We start from the raw sequence: 16,809 nt of genomic DNA on the forward strand, positions 1-16,809 counted from the left end.
TGCCGTCATCCCCCCGGGGAATGCTGCTTGACGGAAGAAGGGTCTCATCGATCTTCTTCGCGCCAAACATGGCCGCAGCAGACTTGTAGGCCTCAAGGGCCGCATCCCGGCCATGGCACAGGGCGGTGGCCTCAAAGGCAAGGACAGCCTTGGCGTTGTTCAGGTCTGCGCCGGACAGGCCGGAGACAGCCCGAATCTCTTCCATGGGAAGGAAGGTAAAGAGAGCCAGGAACCGTTCCACATCCGCATCGTCCGTGTTGACCCAGAACTGATAGTAGTCGTAGGGACTCGTTCGCTCCGGATCAAGCCAGACAGCGCCCTTGTGTGTCTTGCCCATCTTGATGCCAGCCGCGGTCATGATCAGGGGAAAGGTGATCCCAAAAGCCGTCTCGCCCGCCTTGCGTCGCACCAGCTCCACACCGGCCACAATATTGCCCCACTGATCGCTGCCCCCCATCTGGAGGTAACAGTCGTGGGTTCGAGAGAGCTCGTAGAAATCGTATGCCTGGAGCAGCATGTAGTTGAACTCGATAAAGCTGAGACCCTCGTCGGAATCGATGCGTGCCCGGTAGCTCTCGGCCTTGATCATGCGGTTCACGCTGAAATGACGACCCACATCCCTTAAAAAGGGAATGTACTCAAGCCCTGTCAGCCAGTCGGCGTTGTCCAGGAGAAACGCCTTTTCATCGGAAAAGTCGAGGAACCTTGAGAGCTGGGACCTGAGCCCTGCCTTGTTCTCTTCAATTGTCTCTGTGGTGAGCATCTTGCGCATCTCGGTCTTCCCGCTGGGATCCCCGATCATACCGGTGCCCCCGCCCACCAGGGCAATGGGGCAATGACCGGCTCGCTGCATGTGACACAACGCCATAACCGTTACGAGGTGACCGACATGAAGACTGGCCCCTGTGGGGTCAAAGCCGATATAGCAGCGTCTTCCAGGGGTGGAAAGATACGAAATCAGTTCCTCTTCATGGGTTGTATTATCCACAAAACCGCGCGCTCTAAGCGACTCAATGACATTCATAGCATTCTACCTCGTCTCGATTGGTTCGATACCGGCTCAGCGCAGCGAGAAGCGGTCGTTGAATACACACGCTCCGAAGCCTGAGACGGCCCATTGATATAAGGTGCCGATGGACGACACCCCAGCGTTCCCGTTCGTTTTCAGGGACCGGCGGCCGTTGCTTCCGTTCCCCTGATACTAAAATAGCCGAACGACTAAGGCAGGGTCGAAATCATCCATACAGACAATTCCGCCCTGCCCTTAAGCGTTCGGCTTATTACGTTCTCCTTGAAATGGCCGGAGATGCCCTATTTGTTTGCATACCCCACAGCGCGGGTTTCACGAATCACCGTAACACGGATCTGCCCCGGGAAGGTCAGACTCTCTTCGATCTGCTTGGCGATGTCGCGGCTCATGACCACGGCATCTTCGTCGCGGACCACATCCCCCTCCACAATCACGCGGAGCTCTCGACCCGCCTGGATGGCGTAGGAGTTGGCCACGCCTTTGTAGCTGTTGGCGATCTTCTCCAGATCGTCCAGTCGCTTGACGTAGTTTTCCAGGAGCTCTTTTCGGGCACCGGGCCGTGCACCGGAAAGGGAGTCGGCAGCCTGGACCAGAAGGTCATAGACCGATTCGGGGGGCACGTCCTCATGGTGGGCGGCGATGCCCTGGACAATCTTGGGATTCTCCCCGTATTTCTTGGCCAGGTTGGCGCCGATAACGGCATGGGGCCCTTCCACCTCGTGGTCTACGGCTTTGCCGATATCGTGCAGCAGGCCCATGCGCTTGGCCAGCTTCACATTAAGGCCCAGCTCGGCGGCCATGACCCCGCAGAGAAAGCCCACCTCCACAGAGTGCTGAAGCACATTCTGGGCATAGCTGGTGCGAAACTTCAAACGACCGAGGATGGCGATCAAGTCGTTGCTGATGCCGTGAACACCCAGGTCAAAGGCGGCCTGGTCACCGGCTTCCCGGATGGTCTGGTCCACTTCCTTTTCGACGGTCTTCACCACCTCTTCGATGCGCGCCGGATGGATTCTTCCGTCGTTGATCAGCTTGGTCAGGGAGAGGCGGGCCACCTCACGGCGCACCGGGTTGAACCCGGAGAGAATCACCGCCTCAGGGGTGTCGTCAATGATCAGGTCGATGCCGGTGGCTGCTTCCAGAGCCCGGATGTTGCGCCCTTCCCGGCCGATGATCCGCCCTTTCATCTCATCGTTGGGCAGGGGCACCACAGACACGGTACGCTCAGCCACAAAATCCCCGGCGTATCGCTGGATGGCCGTGGCGATGATTTTTTTCGCCTCTTTGTCCGCGCTCTCCTTGGCTTCACTGGTCACCCGCTTGATCATCTTGGCCCCGTCGTGGCGGGCTTCGTTCTCCATGGCATTCAAAAGGAGCCCCTTGGCCTCCTCGGAAGTCATCCCGGAGATCTTTTCAAGCTGCATTTTCTGCTCGGCAACGAGGGCGTCGCACTCCCGGTTCTTGTCGGCGAGGGTATCGGCGTCTTCGGTAAGCTGCTTGCTCCGCTGGGACAGATCGGTTTCAATGCGCTCGATCTGATCCTGCCTTCGATCAAGTTTCTCCACCTTCTGGTTGAGGCGCTTGTCCAACCCTTTGAGTTCCAGCCGCGTCTCATTGGTTTCGGCGTCAAACTCGTTTTTCATCTTGATAAGCCGGTCCTTGGCCTCCACATTGGCTTCCATGAGAAGGTTTTCGGCCCGAAGCCCGGCGTCACGTATTATTTTCTCGGCCTCTTCTTCGGCTTCCTCTGCCCGCCTGCTGTCCACCCGACCTTTGAGCACAAAGGTGAGCGCAGCGCCGACAAGAAAACCGACGATGCCGGTTGCCATAATTTTCACTACCATTTGATTCCCCCGAGAATATATCCACCTCAGTTATGACGGAAAATCCGCCTTACGGACTCCACACAATCGACATTCGCTTTCGCCCAACCATGAGGTCACATGTATTGCATCCCCAACAGACCGCAGCGGGTATCGTACGAACGGACAAAGGGATCCGACGTGTGCCATGCGACGGCTTCACAATCTTAAAAAACGGAGACAATGCCGCATCGACGCGGGGCATGAATATAGCTTTGGATGTCGGAAACCCTTGACAGAGTCATCGACTTCGAGGGGTGGTGGTTGGAAGGAAGGGTCGGGCAAACGGGGAGACATTGATATGAAAATATCCCCACCCGAGTGCCGTGTTGAATTAAGGTCTTTGAACCGATTGTTCAAAGGGGGGTGCCTCTGTAACTTCTTCAGGCTTTTCTGTCAGGCAGAACATGCGCACCAAAGCCAGAGGAGGCTCCCGTGATATTGCCATTGGGTCAAAGGATATACTCCAATCACGAACACGGCAGGGATATTTTTATTCAAATTGTATCGTATTTCGGCAATGCAGAACAGCCTTTTCTGTACCGCCGTTACGGTTGACACCCCCCCAATTTTTCAATGAGGGTGGCCGACTTCCGGGAGAGTTTCTCATGAAGATCCGCATGGCTCTTTTTCACCTCAGCCAACTCCTTTGCGATATTCAAGGTGGCCACCAGAAGCTGAATGAATTTGCGGTTCTCGGTCAAAGGGCCTTTCATGCCCTCACCGGCTCGCGCCACTTCACCCATAATGCTCTCGACAATGGCCGATGCCTCGCTCGGATCAGCGTCGGTCTTGAACTTATACGTTTCCCCAAAAAGGTCGACTGTCAGTATCTCTTCCAATGAATCCGCATTCGCTTTTGTCATTCGGTTAGAGATCAGGAGTCCACATCGATGTAAGTGTTCAGGCGATCCATCAGCCCATCAATCTTTCCTCGAATGGTCTCCCGCTGTTCTGCGAAGGCTGCTTCCGACTGGGTTTTCTCCTGAAGCTGACCTTCAAGTATTTCAATCCTGCCCTTGAGCTCTGCTTTCTCTGATTTCAGGCTGTTGCAGAGTTCAATGAGAAAATCTACCTGTTCTTCTATATAATCAATTTGACCAACTATTGCTTCATCATCCAATTTAGCACCTCTCGAAATTCAAATCACTATAGTCTTCAATTTTCAATAAAGTCAAGGGAATTCATGTGGGCCGCTCTTCCAGCATTTGCCGTACGGTTTCGAGGTCATTTACGGTATTTACACCCGTCACTTCCCGGGCTGATCCCCCGGTTACGACCCCTGCGCCGGCCCCGTCCTGAACGGCTATCTCCACGATATCGGTGAGATAGTACTCCCCTTGTGCATTATCCGATTTCACTTTGTCAAGGGCAGAAAAGAGAAAGTCCGCATCCACGCAGTAGATACCGCTGTTGATCTCTTTAATGGCCTTTTCGTCAGCGCCGGCATCCTTTTCTTCCACGATGCGAAGCAGGGCCCCGTTATCGCCGGTAACCATGCGCCCGTAACCCGTCGGGTCGTCCAGGGAGACCGCCAGGACCGATACGGCCCTTCCGGCGGCTTCATGTGCCCGGACCAACTCCTTGAGGGTCTCGGGCCGGACCAGGGGCACATCCCCACAGAGGATCACCACCTGACGGGTGGCCTCCCCCACGGCCTGCCTGGCGCACATCACGGCATGGCCCGTTCCGAGCTGCTCGTCCTGACGGGCAAAAAGCGCTGCGTGCCGCTGGGCCACAGCAGCCTTCACCGCATCGGCCTGATGCCCGACGATCACAACCACGTCGGAACCTGCGATCTCCGCAGCCGACGCCATCACGTAATCCACCATGGGGCGACCATGGACCTCATGGAGGACCTTGGCCTTGTCCGACTTCATGCGTGTTCCCTTGCCCGCGGCAAGGACAACCACCGCTGTCTTTCCTGTGGTTTTACTCAATTTTCCCCCTTGTTGCAATAGCACCTGACCGGCATGCCAAAAAACATGGTTCCCAATTGCCTCCAAATAGACCGAAGCCTCTTTCGCACAGGGCCCATGCACCGACGACAAAAAAAGGGGCAACCCCACCGGGCCGCCCCTTTGCAACTTACGCGCTGTCGTTCCTGCCCAGGCGACAAAGGAGCCGCTTTAACGACCCATCGTCTGAACTCCCGGAGATGTTACCTGCTCTCCACCGCCTGGATGCGGTGCAGTGCCCGGGCAAGAGCCGCCTTGGCACGGGTCTCGTCAATGGTGGCCCGGTCACCGGACAACCTCTGCTCCGCCCGATTCATCGCCGACTGTGCACGCTTGAGATCAATGTCTCGACGACGCTCCGCGGACTCGGCCAGGATGGTCACCCGATCGGCCAGTGCCTCGGCGAAACCGCCGTTGATGAAGACTCCGCACTCGTTGCCTGCGGCGTCCTTGAACCGGGCCATGCCCACCTTCAGGGAGGTGAGAAACGGAGTGTGCCCGTCGAGCACACCGAACTCACCCTCCGAACCGGGGGCCATGACGATCTGTGCGTCCTCGCTGACCACACGCCGTTCCGGCGTCACGATTTCGAGTCTGATAGTGTCTGCCATATCAACCCCTCATAGGTTTGAAGGGGCAGGAATGCTCCCCTGCCCCGTTCAGATCAAATTAATCGGCCATGTCCTTGGCCTTGGCCACTGCATCTTCGATGGTCCCTACAAGGTTGAAGGCGCCTTCGGGCAGCTCGTCGTGCTTGCCGTCCAGGATCTCCTTAAAGCTTCGGATGGTGTCTTCGAGCTTCACGTACTTGCCCTTGAGGCCGGTGAACACTTCGGCCACGTGGAAGGGCTGGGAGAGGAATCGCTGAATACGACGGGCACGGGTTACCACCACCTTGTCCTCATCGGAGAGTTCGTCGATACCGAGGATGGCGATGATGTCCTGGAGTTCCTTGTACTTCTGGAGCACGGTCTGGACCTGACGGGCCACGGCGTAGTGCTCGTCGCCGATGTAGGCGGCGTCCAGAATACGGGAGGAGGAGTCCAAGGGGTCCACCGCAGGGTAGATGCCCAGCTCGGCAATGGAACGGGAGAGAACCACCGTGCCGTCGAGGTGAGCAAAAGTGGTGGCCGGAGCCGGGTCGGTGAGGTCGTCCGCGGGGACGTACACACACTGAACCGCGGTAATGGAGCCTTTATCCGTGGAGGTGATTCGCTCCTGCAGACCGCCCATGTCCACCGCCAGGGTGGGCTGGTAGCCAACCGCCGAGGGCATACGACCGAGGAGGGCCGACACCTCGGAACCCGCCTGGGTGAAGCGGAAGATGTTGTCGATGAAGATCAGAACGTCCTGGCCTTCCACGTCACGGAAGTACTCGGCGCAGGTCAGGGCGGAGAGGGCAACACGTGCACGGGCTCCCGGAGGTTCGGTCATCTGACCGTAGATCAGGGCACACTTGTCGAGAACGCCGGACTCCTTCATCTCGTGGTAAAGGTCGTTACCTTCACGGGTACGCTCGCCAACGCCGGCGAACACGGAGATGCCGCCGTGCTGCATGGCGATGTTGTTAACCATCTCCATCATGATAACGGTCTTACCAACGCCCGCACCGCCGAAGAGGCCCATCTTGCCACCTCGGGGGAAGGGAACGAGAAGGTCGATCACCTTAATGCCGGTTTCAAGAACGGTCACCGAGGTGTCCTGCTCGGTAAACTCGGGGGCGGGACGATGGATGGGCATGGTGTTTTCCATGCTTACATCGCCGAGGCCGTCCACGGGGCGCCCAACAACGTTGAGGACGCGACCCAGGGAAGCCTTGCCCACGGGCATGACGATGGGGTTTCCGGTATCTTTGACGCCCATGCCGCGGACGAGGCCGTCGGTAACGTCCATGGCGATGGTACGCACCACGTTGTCGCCCAGGTGCTGGGCCACCTCAATAACGAGGTTGTCCTCTTCGTCATTGATGGCGGGGTTGGTCAAGGTCAGTGCTGTAAGGATCGCCGGCAGTTTTCCAGGTTCAAACTCCACGTCAACAACAGGCCCCATGACCTGTGTGATTTTTCCGATATTGTCAGCCATTGAAAAGTACCTCCTATTGTACCTAAATCTATGCTGTATATGCGATAAGCGAGTTACAATCAGCCCTTCAAGGCCTCTGCACCACCGACGATATCCATAAGGTCTGCAGTAATTGCCGCTTGTCGTGCTTTGTTATACACCCTCTGAAGATCAGTGATCATGTCGGAACACGCCTGGGTGGCGTTGTCCATGGCCGACATTCGGGCCGCATGCTCACTGGTCGACGTCTCAAGAAGACCACGGTAAAGCTGAATATACACATTCCTTGGGAGCATCTCGCCAAGGAGCTTGTCCGCGCTGGGCTCACAGATGTGCTCTGCCTGGAACGGCTTGTCCTCGGCAGCCTCCTCTTCCACCACCTCGATGGGGGGGATGGGAAGAAGCTGCTGAAGCACCGGCACCTGCCTGGCCATGCTGACAAACTCGGCATAGATCAGGTAGACTTCGTCGTACTCACCGGCGAGAAAGCCGTCAATCAGCTTCTGGCCACCGGTGGACGCGACGCCAAACCCCACCTTTGTCCCAACGACCCCGACGTACTCATCCGCCCGGGTCTGTCCCTCTTTGCGGGCCCAGTCACGGCCCCGTTTACCAAAGTTGGTGAAGGAAACCTCGGCCCCCTCCCCCACTTTCTCTTTGATCAGTTCTTCCGCTTTTTGGATGAGGTTGATGTTGAAGCCCCCACACAGCCCCCTGTCCGATGTCAGGAGAACCACATGAACCTTCTTCACCTCCTCGCGTGCTTCAAGGAGCGAACTGGCTCCTTCACCTGCCTTCTGAGCAAGGCTTCCCAGCACCTCTGCGTATTTCTCCGCATAGGGTCGGAAGGCCTCCATGGCTAACTGAGCACCACGCAAGCGGGAAGTCGCGACCATTTTCATGGCGCTGGTGATCTGCTTGGTCTTTTTGACGCCAGAGATCTTTAATTGTACTTCCTTTAACGTTGCCATATGCCATTTACCTTTACGTGTCTCAAATTAATAGATCTGCTCTTCAGCGCAAGCTACTTGATGGTGTCCTTGAACTCCTCGGCGTACGCCTCGAGTGCTTTGACAATATCGGCTTCGATTTCAGAGGTGATCTTTTTGGCTTCCGCAAGGGCGGGGAGAATCTTGGGGAAACGGCCTTCCACAAAGGGGTAGAGGCCCGCTTCGTACTTGACCACCGCCTCACGGGGGTAGTCGTCGATGAACCCTTTGGTGCCTGCGTAAAGGATGAGAACCTGCTTTTCCAGGGGCAGGGGTGCGTACTGGGGCTGCTTGAGAACTTCCACAAGCCGCTGACCACGGGTGAGCTGACGCTGGGTGGAGGCGTCCAGGTCGGAGCCGAAGGCGGCAAAGGCCTCGAGCTCGCGGAAGGCCGCCATGTCGAGACGCAGGGTACCGGCCACCTGCTTCATGGCCTTCTCCTGTGCCGCGCCGCCAACTCGGGAAACCGAGAGGCCGACGTCAACTGCGGGACGCATACCGGCGAAGAACATCCCCTTATCGAGGTAGATCTGACCGTCGGTAATGGAGATAACGTTGGTGGGGATAAAGGCAGACACGTCGCCTTCCTGGGTTTCGATGATGGGCAGGGCGGTGAGGGACCCGGCGCCCAGCTCATCGGAGAGCTTGGCGGAACGCTCCAGGAGACGGGAGTGGTTGTAGAAGATGTCCCCGGGGAAGGCTTCACGTCCGGGAGGACGACGAAGCAGCAGGGAGACCTGGCGATAGGAGGCAGCCTGCTTGGAGAGGTCGTCGTAGATGATCAGGGCGTGCTCACCCTTGTCGCGGAAGTACTCGCCCATGGCGCAACCGGCGTAAGGAGCGAGGAACTGAAGGGCCGCGGGGTCGGAGGCACAGGCCGCAACCACAGTGGTGTACTCCATGGCACCGTGCTCTTCGAGAACCGCCACAACCTGGGCAACAGTGGACTTCTTCTGGCCACAGGCCACGTAGACACACTTCACGTCCTGGCCCTTCTGGGCGAGGATGGCGTCAACGGCGATGGCGGTCTTGCCGATCTGGCGGTCGCCGATGATCAGCTCACGCTGGCCCTTGCCCACGGGGGTCATGGCGTCGATGGCCTTGATGCCGGTGTAGCAGGGCTCGTGCACGCTCTTTCGCTGGATAACACCGGGAGCCACCATCTCAAGTCGACGGAACTCCGCGGCATCAATGGCACCCTTGCCGTCAATGGGCTCACCCACGGTGGTCACGACGCGGCCGAGAACGGGCTCGCCCACGGGAACCTCGGCGATACGGCCGGTACGCTTGACGGTGTCGCCCTCTTTGATGTGGGTGTCATCGCCCATAATGGCCACACCCACGTTGTCTTCTTCCAGGTTAAGGGCCAGGCCGAGAATGCCGCCGGGAAATTCCACAAGCTCCAGGGCCATCACTTTTTCCAGGCCGTAGACCCTTGCGATGCCGTCGCCCACTGAAAGAACGACGCCGGTTTCGGACAACTCGACCTTCTTGTCGAAATCCTTGATCTGCTCCTTGATTATTTGGCTTATCTCTTCAGCTTTGATTTCCATTAGACACTCTCACCCCTTTTAAAAGATTCTTTCATGTTCTGCAGCTGTGTGCGCACACTGCCGTCAAGTACAAGGTCACCTATCTTCGTAACAATGCCCCCAATCAACCCGGGGTCTTTTTCTAGATTCAAAATGACGTCCTTGCCTGTCAATGCGGAGAGGGATGCCTTGATTTTCTCCACAGCGTCTTCCGACAGATCCACGGCGGAAACCACATGGGCGTGGGCGATGCCGTTCAGCTCGTCCACCAGCTCCTGGTAGGTTTCATCGATGGAACCAAGGTAACCGAAGCGTCCCTTGTCAAACAAAAGCAGGACATAGGATGCGATGACAGGGGAGAGGCCCAGCTTCTCCACCACCACCTTCAGCACACCGCGCCTGCCGTCACATTCATAAATCGGGTTGGCGATGGCGGTGGAGAGCTCCACCTCCCGTGCAAGAAACGCCGCCACCCCGCTGAGCTGTTCACGGTAGGTCTCTGCCTGGCCGTCCTCTTTGCCGATGAGCAGCAGAGCCTTGGCATAACGCCTGGATATCGCGAAATCTTTCATTGCACCACCACCTTGTTCAGATAGTCATCCACCAGCTTTTCCTGGTCGTCGGTATTGATCTTCTCCTGGATCAGCGACTCGGCCTTTTCCAGGGCCAGGGCCATGATTTCGGCTTTGAGATCCGTACGGGCGGCCTTGAACTCATGGTCAATGTTGCGCTTGGCCTGCTCTTCGAGCTTAGCGGCGTGGAGCTTGGCCTCTTCCATGATGCGCGTGCGGGCGGCCTCCCCCTGCTCCCGGTACTGATCCAGGATCACCTCCACCTCGCTTTCGAGGGTGGCAATTCTGGTCTCATACTCGGCCAGGGTCTTTTCAGCGTCCGCCTTCTTTTGTTCCAGGGTATCCAGTTCGTCGCGAATGGAGCCGATACGCCCGGACAGGGCATTGGAGACCGGCTTGCGCAGAACAAAGAACAGAAACCCCATGAGCACAACAAAGTTGAGGACACGGGCCGTGTCCGTGGTGAGCCAGTGCTTGGCCTCGGCGGCGTGGCCGCCCCCGCTGGAGGCGAAAGCCATTCCCGCACTCAAGGTCAATGCCGCGAAAAGGCCCCAGAACAAAATCCTGCGCCCTCCGGACGATTTCATCTCATCACGCATTACAGAGCCCTCCCCAGAATCTTTTCGCCGATTGCCTTCGCAAAATCGTCCACTTCACTCTGCAGACTCTCCCGCACTGCAACCATCTCTTGAGAAATCTTAACGCGCACGGCGGCAAGATCGTCCTGGGCACGACCGGTAATCTCGCCGATGATGCGCCGCTCTTCACGGGACGCTTCATCGATGATCGCGTCCTTGAGCTCAACGCCCTTGGCACGCCCTTCTTTGATGCCTGCTGCAAACGTCTCCTCCTTCTCGCGCACGCCCACAGATGAGGCATCGATGCTGTCATTGAGGCCGTCTATGGCCTCACGACGCTTCGCAAGAACTCCCCGGATCGGCTTATACAAGACGATATTCAAAATAAGGATCAAGAGGATGAAGTTGACAATCTGCACCAATAAGGAATAATCCACACTGACCATTGGTGACCCTCCAACAAAAGTTAATAAGAATGCCAGATAATATTCATAACAACACAGACCAAGGCTGGAGCAAGCCTTAGAAATTCCCTCATTTTAGCACCGAACCTATATCAGTTTTTCTCTTTTTATGTCAACCTGTTTTAGAAAATCTCTCCATGATTAGCAAGTGATATCAGCTTTTTCCATCTAAGCTTAACCCTTGCGAACCGGAGGCGTCAGGATTTACCAACAAGCATTATGTTGCCCCGAAGTCCACGGTCAAAAGTCACAGGAAGCTAAGCATTTCACCTGCACCTGCTCATACCACAATAAAAGAGTAAAAAGCCACCCCGGAAGGGGCCCCTTTTCCACAGATCCACCCGCCAAAAAGAGAACGGACCGCCAAGGGGCTTTATTTCTTGAAGCGACGCATGCTGACCCCCATGAGGAGACCGATGGCCATAAAGCTGGTCACCACGGAAGAGCCGCCGTAACTCACCAGGGGCAGGGGAACCCCCACCACGGGCATGAGTCCCATGACCATCCCCATGTTGATGAAGGCCTCCCAGAAGAGCATGGCCGTCACCCCCACGGCGGTGATGGTACCGAAGGTGTTCTTGCTTTTGTGGGCGATGTTGAGGCTCCAGACAAAGAGAGTGCCGTACAGGAGCACGAGAAGCACCGTACCCACAAACCCCCACTCCTCTGCCAGGACAGACAGGATAAAGTCGGTGTGCCGCTCCGGAAGAAAGCTCAGGGTGTTCTGGGTCCCCTTGAGGAAGCCCTTGCCCGTGAGCATCCCGGAGCCGATGGCGATTTTGGATTGGATGATGTGATACCCCGCCCCTAAAGGATCGCGGTCGGGGTTAAGGAAGGTCAGCACGCGCTGTTTCTGGTAGGCTTTCAGGAAGAAGAGCCAGGCCGCAACGGCCAGGCCGAGCCCCGCACACACCAGCATGGTGAGGGTGCGGCGCTCGATTTTGACAAAAAGGGTCATGATCCCGGCGATCATCACAATAAGAAGGCCGGTGCCCAGATCGGGCTGAAGGTAGATCAGGAGAAAGGGCAGCAGCACAATGGCCGCTGGCTTGATGAGCTCCCGGAAACCGAGCCCCCGGGTGGTGGCGTTTCGTGCGTAAAACCGCGCCAGCATCAGGATCACGCCCACCTTGGCAAGCTCCGAGGGCTGAAGGGTCATGGGCCCCAGCACCAGCCAGCGCCGGGAGCCGCCCACCATGCGTCCCACGAAGAGCACCGCCACCAGAAGCCCCATGCAGCAGGCATAGATTCCCGGCGTCCAGCGCTCGAACTCCTTGGGATCCACGCAAAAGGTGGCGATCATCACGCCCATGCCTGCGCCGAGCCAGACCAGCTGCTTGACGAACAGGGGCCTGAGGGAAGGATCGTTTCCCGCGTACACGGCGCTGTACAGGGCCACAAGCCCCAGGCCCGACAAGGCCAGGGTGATGAGCAGAAGCCCCCAATCAAAATGTTCCACCACGCGTCGATCAATCACGAACAGCCTCCCCTTTTCCCAGATAAGTCTCAATCACTTTCTTGGCAATGGGGGCAGCCTTGGTGGACCCGCCTTCACCATGCTCCACGATCACCGCCACGGCGATGGTGGGGTTTTCCACCGGCGCATAGGCGACAAACCATGCATGATCCCTGAATTTTCGGATACTCTTTTTGGTACGGGAATCCCTCTTGGCCTTGCTGATGACCTGGGCGGTGCCGGTCTTCCCGGCAACGGTAACCCCTTCCACGGCGGCGACCTTTGCCGTCCCCTTCCGGTCGTTCACCGTGCCCCAGAGCCCCTTTTGAATCAAGGCCAGGGTCTTCTTACTGACGGGAAGCCGCCCGTTTTCCACCGGGTGGGTCTCCTTGACCAGGGCCCCGTCTGCGGTCTCCATTTTCCCTAAGATATACGGCCTGTAGATCACCCCGCCGTTGGCAACGGATGCGATGAGCATGGCCATCTGAATGGGGGTCACCAGGTTGTAGCTCTGGCCGATGGCCAAAGAGAGTGTCTCCCCGCTGTGCCAGCTCTCATGGAGCTTGCGGCGTTTCCACTCCGCCGTGGGGATCAAGCCGGCCCGTTCGTTGTCCAGATCCACCCCCGTGGGCTTGCCCAGACCGCACGCCCGGGCGTAAAAGGCCAGACGGTCTACCCCGAGTTTTTCCCCCACCTCATAGAAGTAGACATCACAGGATTGGGCAAGGGAATCCACAAGGTTGATGGAGCCGTGGCCCGCCCGCTTCCAGCACCGGTAGACACGGTCCCCGAAGGCATGGCTCCCGGAACAGAAATAGCGGGTCTTTTCATCCACCACCTTCTCTTCCAGGGCGGCAATGGAAGAGACGATCTTATAAATGGAGGCAGGGGGGTACAACGCCTGGGTGGCCTTGTTCTCCATGGGCCGTCCCGGATCGTTCTGAAGGGAGTTCCACTTGGCATACGACAGGCCACTCACAAAATCGTTGGGATCAAAGGCAGGGCTGCTGGCCATGGCCAACACAGCCCCGTTGCGTGGATCCAGGGCAACCACGGACCCCACATCCCCCTTGAGCAGCGCTTCGGATTTTTTCTGAAGCTCTGTGTTAATGGTCAGAAAAATATTCTTCCCCGGGTCCGCCTCCACACGTTTGAGCTCCCGAATCACCCGGCCGCGGGCGTCCACCTCCACCTGTCGCCCGCCCTGGGCACCCCGCAACAGGGGCTCCATCACCTTTTCGATGCCGAACTTGCCGATGAAATCCCCGCCGGAGGCCTCCGGGTGCTTACCGCTGGAGAGCTCCCGGGCGTTGATTTCGCCCAGATAACCCAGCAGATGGGCCGCCATGCCCGGGTTGAGATAAAAGCGCTTGGGCCGGACCTTTACCTTCACACCGGGCAGGTCAAAACTGTTCACCTCCACAGGCGCCAGGGCATCCCGGCCGATGTCCCGCTTGAGCACCACCTGCCGGGACGAATTATCTCCCCCCTTCTTGGCAATCTTGGCCGCCATCTCCTCCACGTCGATCCCCGTAAACTCGGAAAGACGCTCCAGGGTCTCGGGAACGGGCTGGGCATCCCGGGGCACGATAATAAGGTCAAAGGCCGGCCGGTTGTCCACCAGGAGACTACCCTGGCTGTCGTAAATCAACCCCCGGGACGGAGGAAGGCTCTGAAGACGGATGCGGTTGTTGGTGGAGAGTTCGCGATAGATCTGACCATTGATGATCTGAAGGTAGAAAAGGCGGACAAGGATAACGGCAAAGGCGATAAAGATGAGAAGCATCGTCCCTTTGAGGCGGTTGTTGAACCACTCCCCGTCAGGACTGTTGAGGTACCCCTCCGAGCCTCCGGCCCTTTCGGTGTTTCGCTTTCGGGGTAAATCAGACACCCTTGCCTCCTTCCAGGCGACAGACAATCTCACGGGCCAGAGCCCCGCCCAGGCGATACCCCAGGGCCATGAGCACATAGACCACAGGCCCCAGAATCGCGCCCCAGAGAAGTTGCCTGCCCCCCTGCTCCACAGCCCACACCATGGTGGAGGTAGCGGCTCCGGATACGCTGAGCACAAGAAGGGCCACGAGATTCTCCAGAACGATCCCGGCCAGAACAGCGAGATAAATAAGGATACGGCTGTAGACGTGCAGGACCTGAATGGCGACCTGAAGAGTAAAAAACAGCCAGAAGTAGCTGGTAAGATAAAAGCCGAAGGGGCTCCCCGACAACCCGTCCACGAGAACCCCCGTCACCAGGACCACCACCCCGCCCTGGATCCTGGGCAGGGCAAGGGCCGTAAAGACCACCTGCACCACCAGCAAATCAAAGGGCGGACGCATGGACATCTGGGGCAACAGGGCCGTCTGGATGAGGATCAGCAAGATGGACACCAGGGTGTATCCGATGACTGCCATCACTCCTCCGCTTCGGGGCTCATGATGACAAGCACCTCTTCCAGGGTCTCAAAATTAACCGAAGGGGCCACGGCCACATCCTGAAAGATACCGGAGACCCCTTTGCGCACCTCGCTGACGGTTCCGATGAAAAACCCTTTCGGGAACACCCCGTCCAGCCCCGAAGAGACAATCCGCTGACCGGGCTTGATGGTGTCGTTCCGGTTGGCGTAAGCAAACCGGCACTCACCGGCCCCGCCCCCTTTGAGAATCCCGCGGACCCGGGTGTCCTGGACCAGGGCGTCCACGGAGCTGTTGCGATCGGTGACGAGAAGCACCTTGGCATAACGACGGGAAGCCTCAATGACCTGCCCCACAATGCCGTCGGGGACCACCACGGGCTGCCCTTTGGCCACGCCGTTTTCCGTGCCTTTATCGATGATGAGGGTGCGATACCAGAGGGAGGCGTCCTTGCCCGTGACCATGGCAGCCACCATGTTGCGGGCTTTGGCCTCTTTAAAGGAGAGGAGGCCGCGCATTCTCCCGTTGAGCAGCTTGAGTTCGTTGTACCCGTTGAGCTGCTCCCGGAGCTGCGCCACCTCTCTGCGAAGGGCCTCATTCTCCTCGGCGGTGGAGACGAGGTTGAAGTACCCGTACCAGATGGAACGGATCCACCCGAGGGATGCGGTCAGGCCTTTTTGAAAGGGAGCCGTCAGGTGCAACGCAATGGGCGCTGCACCTCCGGCAGAATCGGGACGGCTGCTAGAAACGGTCAGAGCGGCAATGTTGAGCAGAAGCAGCACCAAAACCGCCACAACCAGTACCATACGCCGAGAAAACATAGGCTACCTGATGACCACCTGCCGTAAAATTTCGATGCTGTCCAGGGACATGCCCGCCCCCTTGGCCACGGTGGAGAGGGGATCCTCTGCCACGGTAATGGGAAGGCCGGTGTTCTCCTTGAGAAGCTTGTCGAGGTTCTTCAAGAGGCCACCGCCGCCGGTGAGCACAATGCCCCGGTCCACAATGTCTGCGGCCAGTTCGGGAGGAGTCTGCTCAAGGGCGATCTTCACGCACTCCACGATGGCGTCGATCTGTTCACTGATGGCCTGGCGAATCTCTTCGGAGTCGATGGCCAGGATCTTGGGAATCCCGGAGACCAGGTCACGGCCCTTCACTTCGATGGTTTCGATGTGCTCGGTGTCGGGGTAGGCGTTGCCGATGGTGGTCTTGATCACCTCGGCGGTACGCTCGCCGATGAGAAGGTTGTAGCGTCGCTTGATGTACTGCATGATCGCTTCGTCGATGCGATCGCCGGCCACCCGCAGGGAGCGGGAATAGACAATACCGGCCAAGGAGATCACCGCCACCTCCGTTGTGCCCCCGCCGATATCCACCACCATGTTACAGGTGGGCTCGGTAATGGGAAGGCCCGCGCCGATGGCAGCCGCCATGGGCTCCTCCAGGAGAAAGACCTCACGTGCCCCTGCCGACTCGGCAGACTCTTTGACCGCGCGTTTCTCCACCTGGGTAATACCGGAGGGAACGGCGATGATGATGCGGGGGCGGACAAATTTCTGGCGGTTGTTGTGCACCTTCTTGATAAAGTGGCTGAGCATCGCTTCGGTCACTTCAAAGTCGGCGATCACCCCGTCGCGCATGGGGCGGATGGCCACAATGTTTCCCGGCGTTCGACCGAGCATGTTCTTGGCCTCGAGGCCCACGGCCAATACCTTGTTCTTGGATCTGTTGTCGGTGCGAACAGCCACCACGGACGGTTCGCTGAGCACAATGCCCTTGCCTTTCACATAGACAAGGGTGTTGGCCGTTCCCAGGTCAATGGCCAGGTCACTGGAAAAAACTCCCAGCAGCGAGTCAAGAAGGTTCATAGTCAGCCTTTGTTTCCGATAGTAAGTA

The 16,809-nt window shown here is 57.9% G+C and carries 17 protein-coding genes and 1 other RNA gene (1 of these 18 only partly in view); all 18 read right to left on the bottom strand.

All coding sequences use genetic code 11. The annotated features are described in order from the left end of the window. On the bottom strand, positions 1-1,024 hold the 5' portion of the coding sequence (gene tyrS, locus ACOYW0_RS09545) for a tyrosine--tRNA ligase (RefSeq protein WP_482418269.1). 266 nt of this gene lie to the left of the window's left edge; only the first 1,024 of its 1,290 coding nucleotides appear in the window; it begins with the start codon at positions 1,022-1,024; the stop codon falls past the left edge of the window. Positions 1,025-1,311: 287 nt separating this feature from the next. Beyond that, positions 1,312-2,874 (bottom strand): ribonuclease Y, encoded by a 1,563-nt coding sequence (rny, locus tag ACOYW0_RS09550; RefSeq protein ID WP_482418270.1) that lies wholly within the window; start codon positions 2,872-2,874, stop codon positions 1,312-1,314. A gap of 324 nt (positions 2,875-3,198) precedes the next feature. After that, a non-coding RNA gene (ssrS, locus tag ACOYW0_RS09555) (6S RNA) lies at positions 3,199-3,383 on the bottom strand. A 57-nt stretch (positions 3,384-3,440) separates the two neighbouring features. Continuing rightward, positions 3,441-3,758 carry a cell division protein ZapA gene (gene zapA / locus ACOYW0_RS09560; protein ID WP_180137604.1) on the bottom strand — a complete coding sequence of 106 codons (318 nt, stop codon included), beginning with the start codon at positions 3,756-3,758 and terminating at the stop codon, positions 3,441-3,443. Between the two features lie 11 nt (positions 3,759-3,769). Next, positions 3,770-4,015: a cell division protein ZapB gene (gene zapB / locus ACOYW0_RS09565; protein ID WP_180137605.1), complete on the bottom strand. Its 246-nt coding sequence runs from the start codon at positions 4,013-4,015 to the stop codon at positions 3,770-3,772. A gap of 61 nt (positions 4,016-4,076) precedes the next feature. Next, on the bottom strand, positions 4,077-4,832 hold the full coding sequence (locus ACOYW0_RS09570; RefSeq protein WP_482418271.1) for an NTP transferase domain-containing protein: 756 nt from the start codon (positions 4,830-4,832) through the stop codon (positions 4,077-4,079). Between the two features lie 221 nt (positions 4,833-5,053). Beyond that, positions 5,054-5,461 carry a F0F1 ATP synthase subunit epsilon gene (locus tag ACOYW0_RS09575; RefSeq protein WP_180137607.1) on the bottom strand — a complete coding sequence of 136 codons (408 nt, stop codon included), beginning with the start codon at positions 5,459-5,461 and terminating at the stop codon, positions 5,054-5,056. A gap of 58 nt (positions 5,462-5,519) precedes the next feature. Then, positions 5,520-6,932 (bottom strand): F0F1 ATP synthase subunit beta, encoded by a 1,413-nt coding sequence (gene atpD, locus ACOYW0_RS09580; protein WP_482418272.1) that lies wholly within the window; start codon positions 6,930-6,932, stop codon positions 5,520-5,522. Positions 6,933-6,991: 59 nt separating this feature from the next. After that, entirely contained in the window at positions 6,992-7,882 is an 891-nt protein-coding gene (gene atpG, locus ACOYW0_RS09585) for an ATP synthase F1 subunit gamma (protein WP_482418273.1), read from the bottom strand. A 53-nt stretch (positions 7,883-7,935) separates the two neighbouring features. Then, entirely contained in the window at positions 7,936-9,453 is a 1,518-nt protein-coding gene (atpA, locus tag ACOYW0_RS09590; protein WP_482418274.1) for a F0F1 ATP synthase subunit alpha, read from the bottom strand. After that, complete coding sequence (gene atpH, locus ACOYW0_RS09595; protein ID WP_482418275.1) at positions 9,453-10,004, bottom strand: ATP synthase F1 subunit delta; 552 nt, start codon at positions 10,002-10,004, stop codon at positions 9,453-9,455. The genes atpA and atpH overlap by 1 nt, the downstream gene beginning before the upstream one ends. Further along, positions 10,001-10,522 carry a F0F1 ATP synthase subunit B gene (gene atpF / locus ACOYW0_RS09600; RefSeq protein WP_482418276.1) on the bottom strand — a complete coding sequence of 174 codons (522 nt, stop codon included), beginning with the start codon at positions 10,520-10,522 and terminating at the stop codon, positions 10,001-10,003. Before atpF ends, atpH begins: the two co-directional genes overlap by 4 nt. A gap of 80 nt (positions 10,523-10,602) precedes the next feature. Beyond that, the gene (locus ACOYW0_RS09605) at positions 10,603-11,028 is read right to left on the bottom strand and encodes a F0F1 ATP synthase subunit B family protein (RefSeq protein ID WP_180137612.1); all 426 of its coding nucleotides are present in this window, start codon (positions 11,026-11,028) and stop codon (positions 10,603-10,605) included. A 391-nt stretch (positions 11,029-11,419) separates the two neighbouring features. Then, on the bottom strand, positions 11,420-12,523 hold the full coding sequence (gene rodA, locus ACOYW0_RS09610) for a rod shape-determining protein RodA (protein WP_482418277.1): 1,104 nt from the start codon (positions 12,521-12,523) through the stop codon (positions 11,420-11,422). Beyond that, positions 12,516-14,393 carry a penicillin-binding protein 2 gene (gene mrdA, locus ACOYW0_RS09615; RefSeq protein ID WP_482418278.1) on the bottom strand — a complete coding sequence of 626 codons (1,878 nt, stop codon included), beginning with the start codon at positions 14,391-14,393 and terminating at the stop codon, positions 12,516-12,518. Before mrdA ends, rodA begins: the two co-directional genes overlap by 8 nt. Then, on the bottom strand, positions 14,386-14,913 hold the full coding sequence (gene mreD, locus ACOYW0_RS09620; protein ID WP_482418279.1) for a rod shape-determining protein MreD: 528 nt from the start codon (positions 14,911-14,913) through the stop codon (positions 14,386-14,388). Before mreD ends, mrdA begins: the two co-directional genes overlap by 8 nt. Next, a complete protein-coding gene (mreC, locus tag ACOYW0_RS09625; RefSeq protein ID WP_482418280.1) occupies positions 14,913-15,734 on the bottom strand; it encodes a rod shape-determining protein MreC in 822 nt (273 codons plus the stop codon). The genes mreD and mreC overlap by 1 nt, the downstream gene beginning before the upstream one ends. Before the next feature lie 3 nt (positions 15,735-15,737). After that, a complete protein-coding gene (locus ACOYW0_RS09630) occupies positions 15,738-16,781 on the bottom strand; it encodes a rod shape-determining protein (protein WP_180137616.1) in 1,044 nt (347 codons plus the stop codon). Positions 16,782-16,809: the final 28 nt, after the last annotated feature.

Source organism: Desulfoluna sp. HI9BLuna, from assembly GCF_056829775.1.

What these genes read in the sequence shown, in the direction of transcription:
- rny (WP_482418270.1), bottom strand. Translation starts at nt 2,874, where the DNA reads ATGGTAGTGAAAATTATGGCAACCGGCATCGTCGGTTTTCTTGTCGGC.
- zapA (WP_180137604.1), bottom strand. Translation starts at nt 3,758, where the DNA reads ATGACAAAAGCGAATGCGGATTCATTGGAAGAGATACTGACAGTCGAC.
- ACOYW0_RS09575 (WP_180137607.1), bottom strand. Translation starts at nt 5,461, where the DNA reads ATGGCAGACACTATCAGACTCGAAATCGTGACGCCGGAACGGCGTGTG.
- atpD (WP_482418272.1), bottom strand. Translation starts at nt 6,932, where the DNA reads ATGGCTGACAATATCGGAAAAATCACACAGGTCATGGGGCCTGTTGTT.
- atpG (WP_482418273.1), bottom strand. Translation starts at nt 7,882, where the DNA reads ATGGCAACGTTAAAGGAAGTACAATTAAAGATCTCTGGCGTCAAAAAG.
- atpA (WP_482418274.1), bottom strand. Translation starts at nt 9,453, where the DNA reads ATGGAAATCAAAGCTGAAGAGATAAGCCAAATAATCAAGGAGCAGATC.
- atpH (WP_482418275.1), bottom strand. Translation starts at nt 10,004, where the DNA reads ATGAAAGATTTCGCGATATCCAGGCGTTATGCCAAGGCTCTGCTGCTC.
- atpF (WP_482418276.1), bottom strand. Translation starts at nt 10,522, where the DNA reads ATGGCTTTCGCCTCCAGCGGGGGCGGCCACGCCGCCGAGGCCAAGCAC.
- ACOYW0_RS09605 (WP_180137612.1), bottom strand. Translation starts at nt 11,028, where the DNA reads ATGGTCAGTGTGGATTATTCCTTATTGGTGCAGATTGTCAACTTCATC.
- mreD (WP_482418279.1), bottom strand. Translation starts at nt 14,913, where the DNA reads ATGGCAGTCATCGGATACACCCTGGTGTCCATCTTGCTGATCCTCATC.
- mreC (WP_482418280.1), bottom strand. Translation starts at nt 15,734, where the DNA reads ATGTTTTCTCGGCGTATGGTACTGGTTGTGGCGGTTTTGGTGCTGCTT.
- ACOYW0_RS09630 (WP_180137616.1), bottom strand. Translation starts at nt 16,781, where the DNA reads ATGAACCTTCTTGACTCGCTGCTGGGAGTTTTTTCCAGTGACCTGGCC.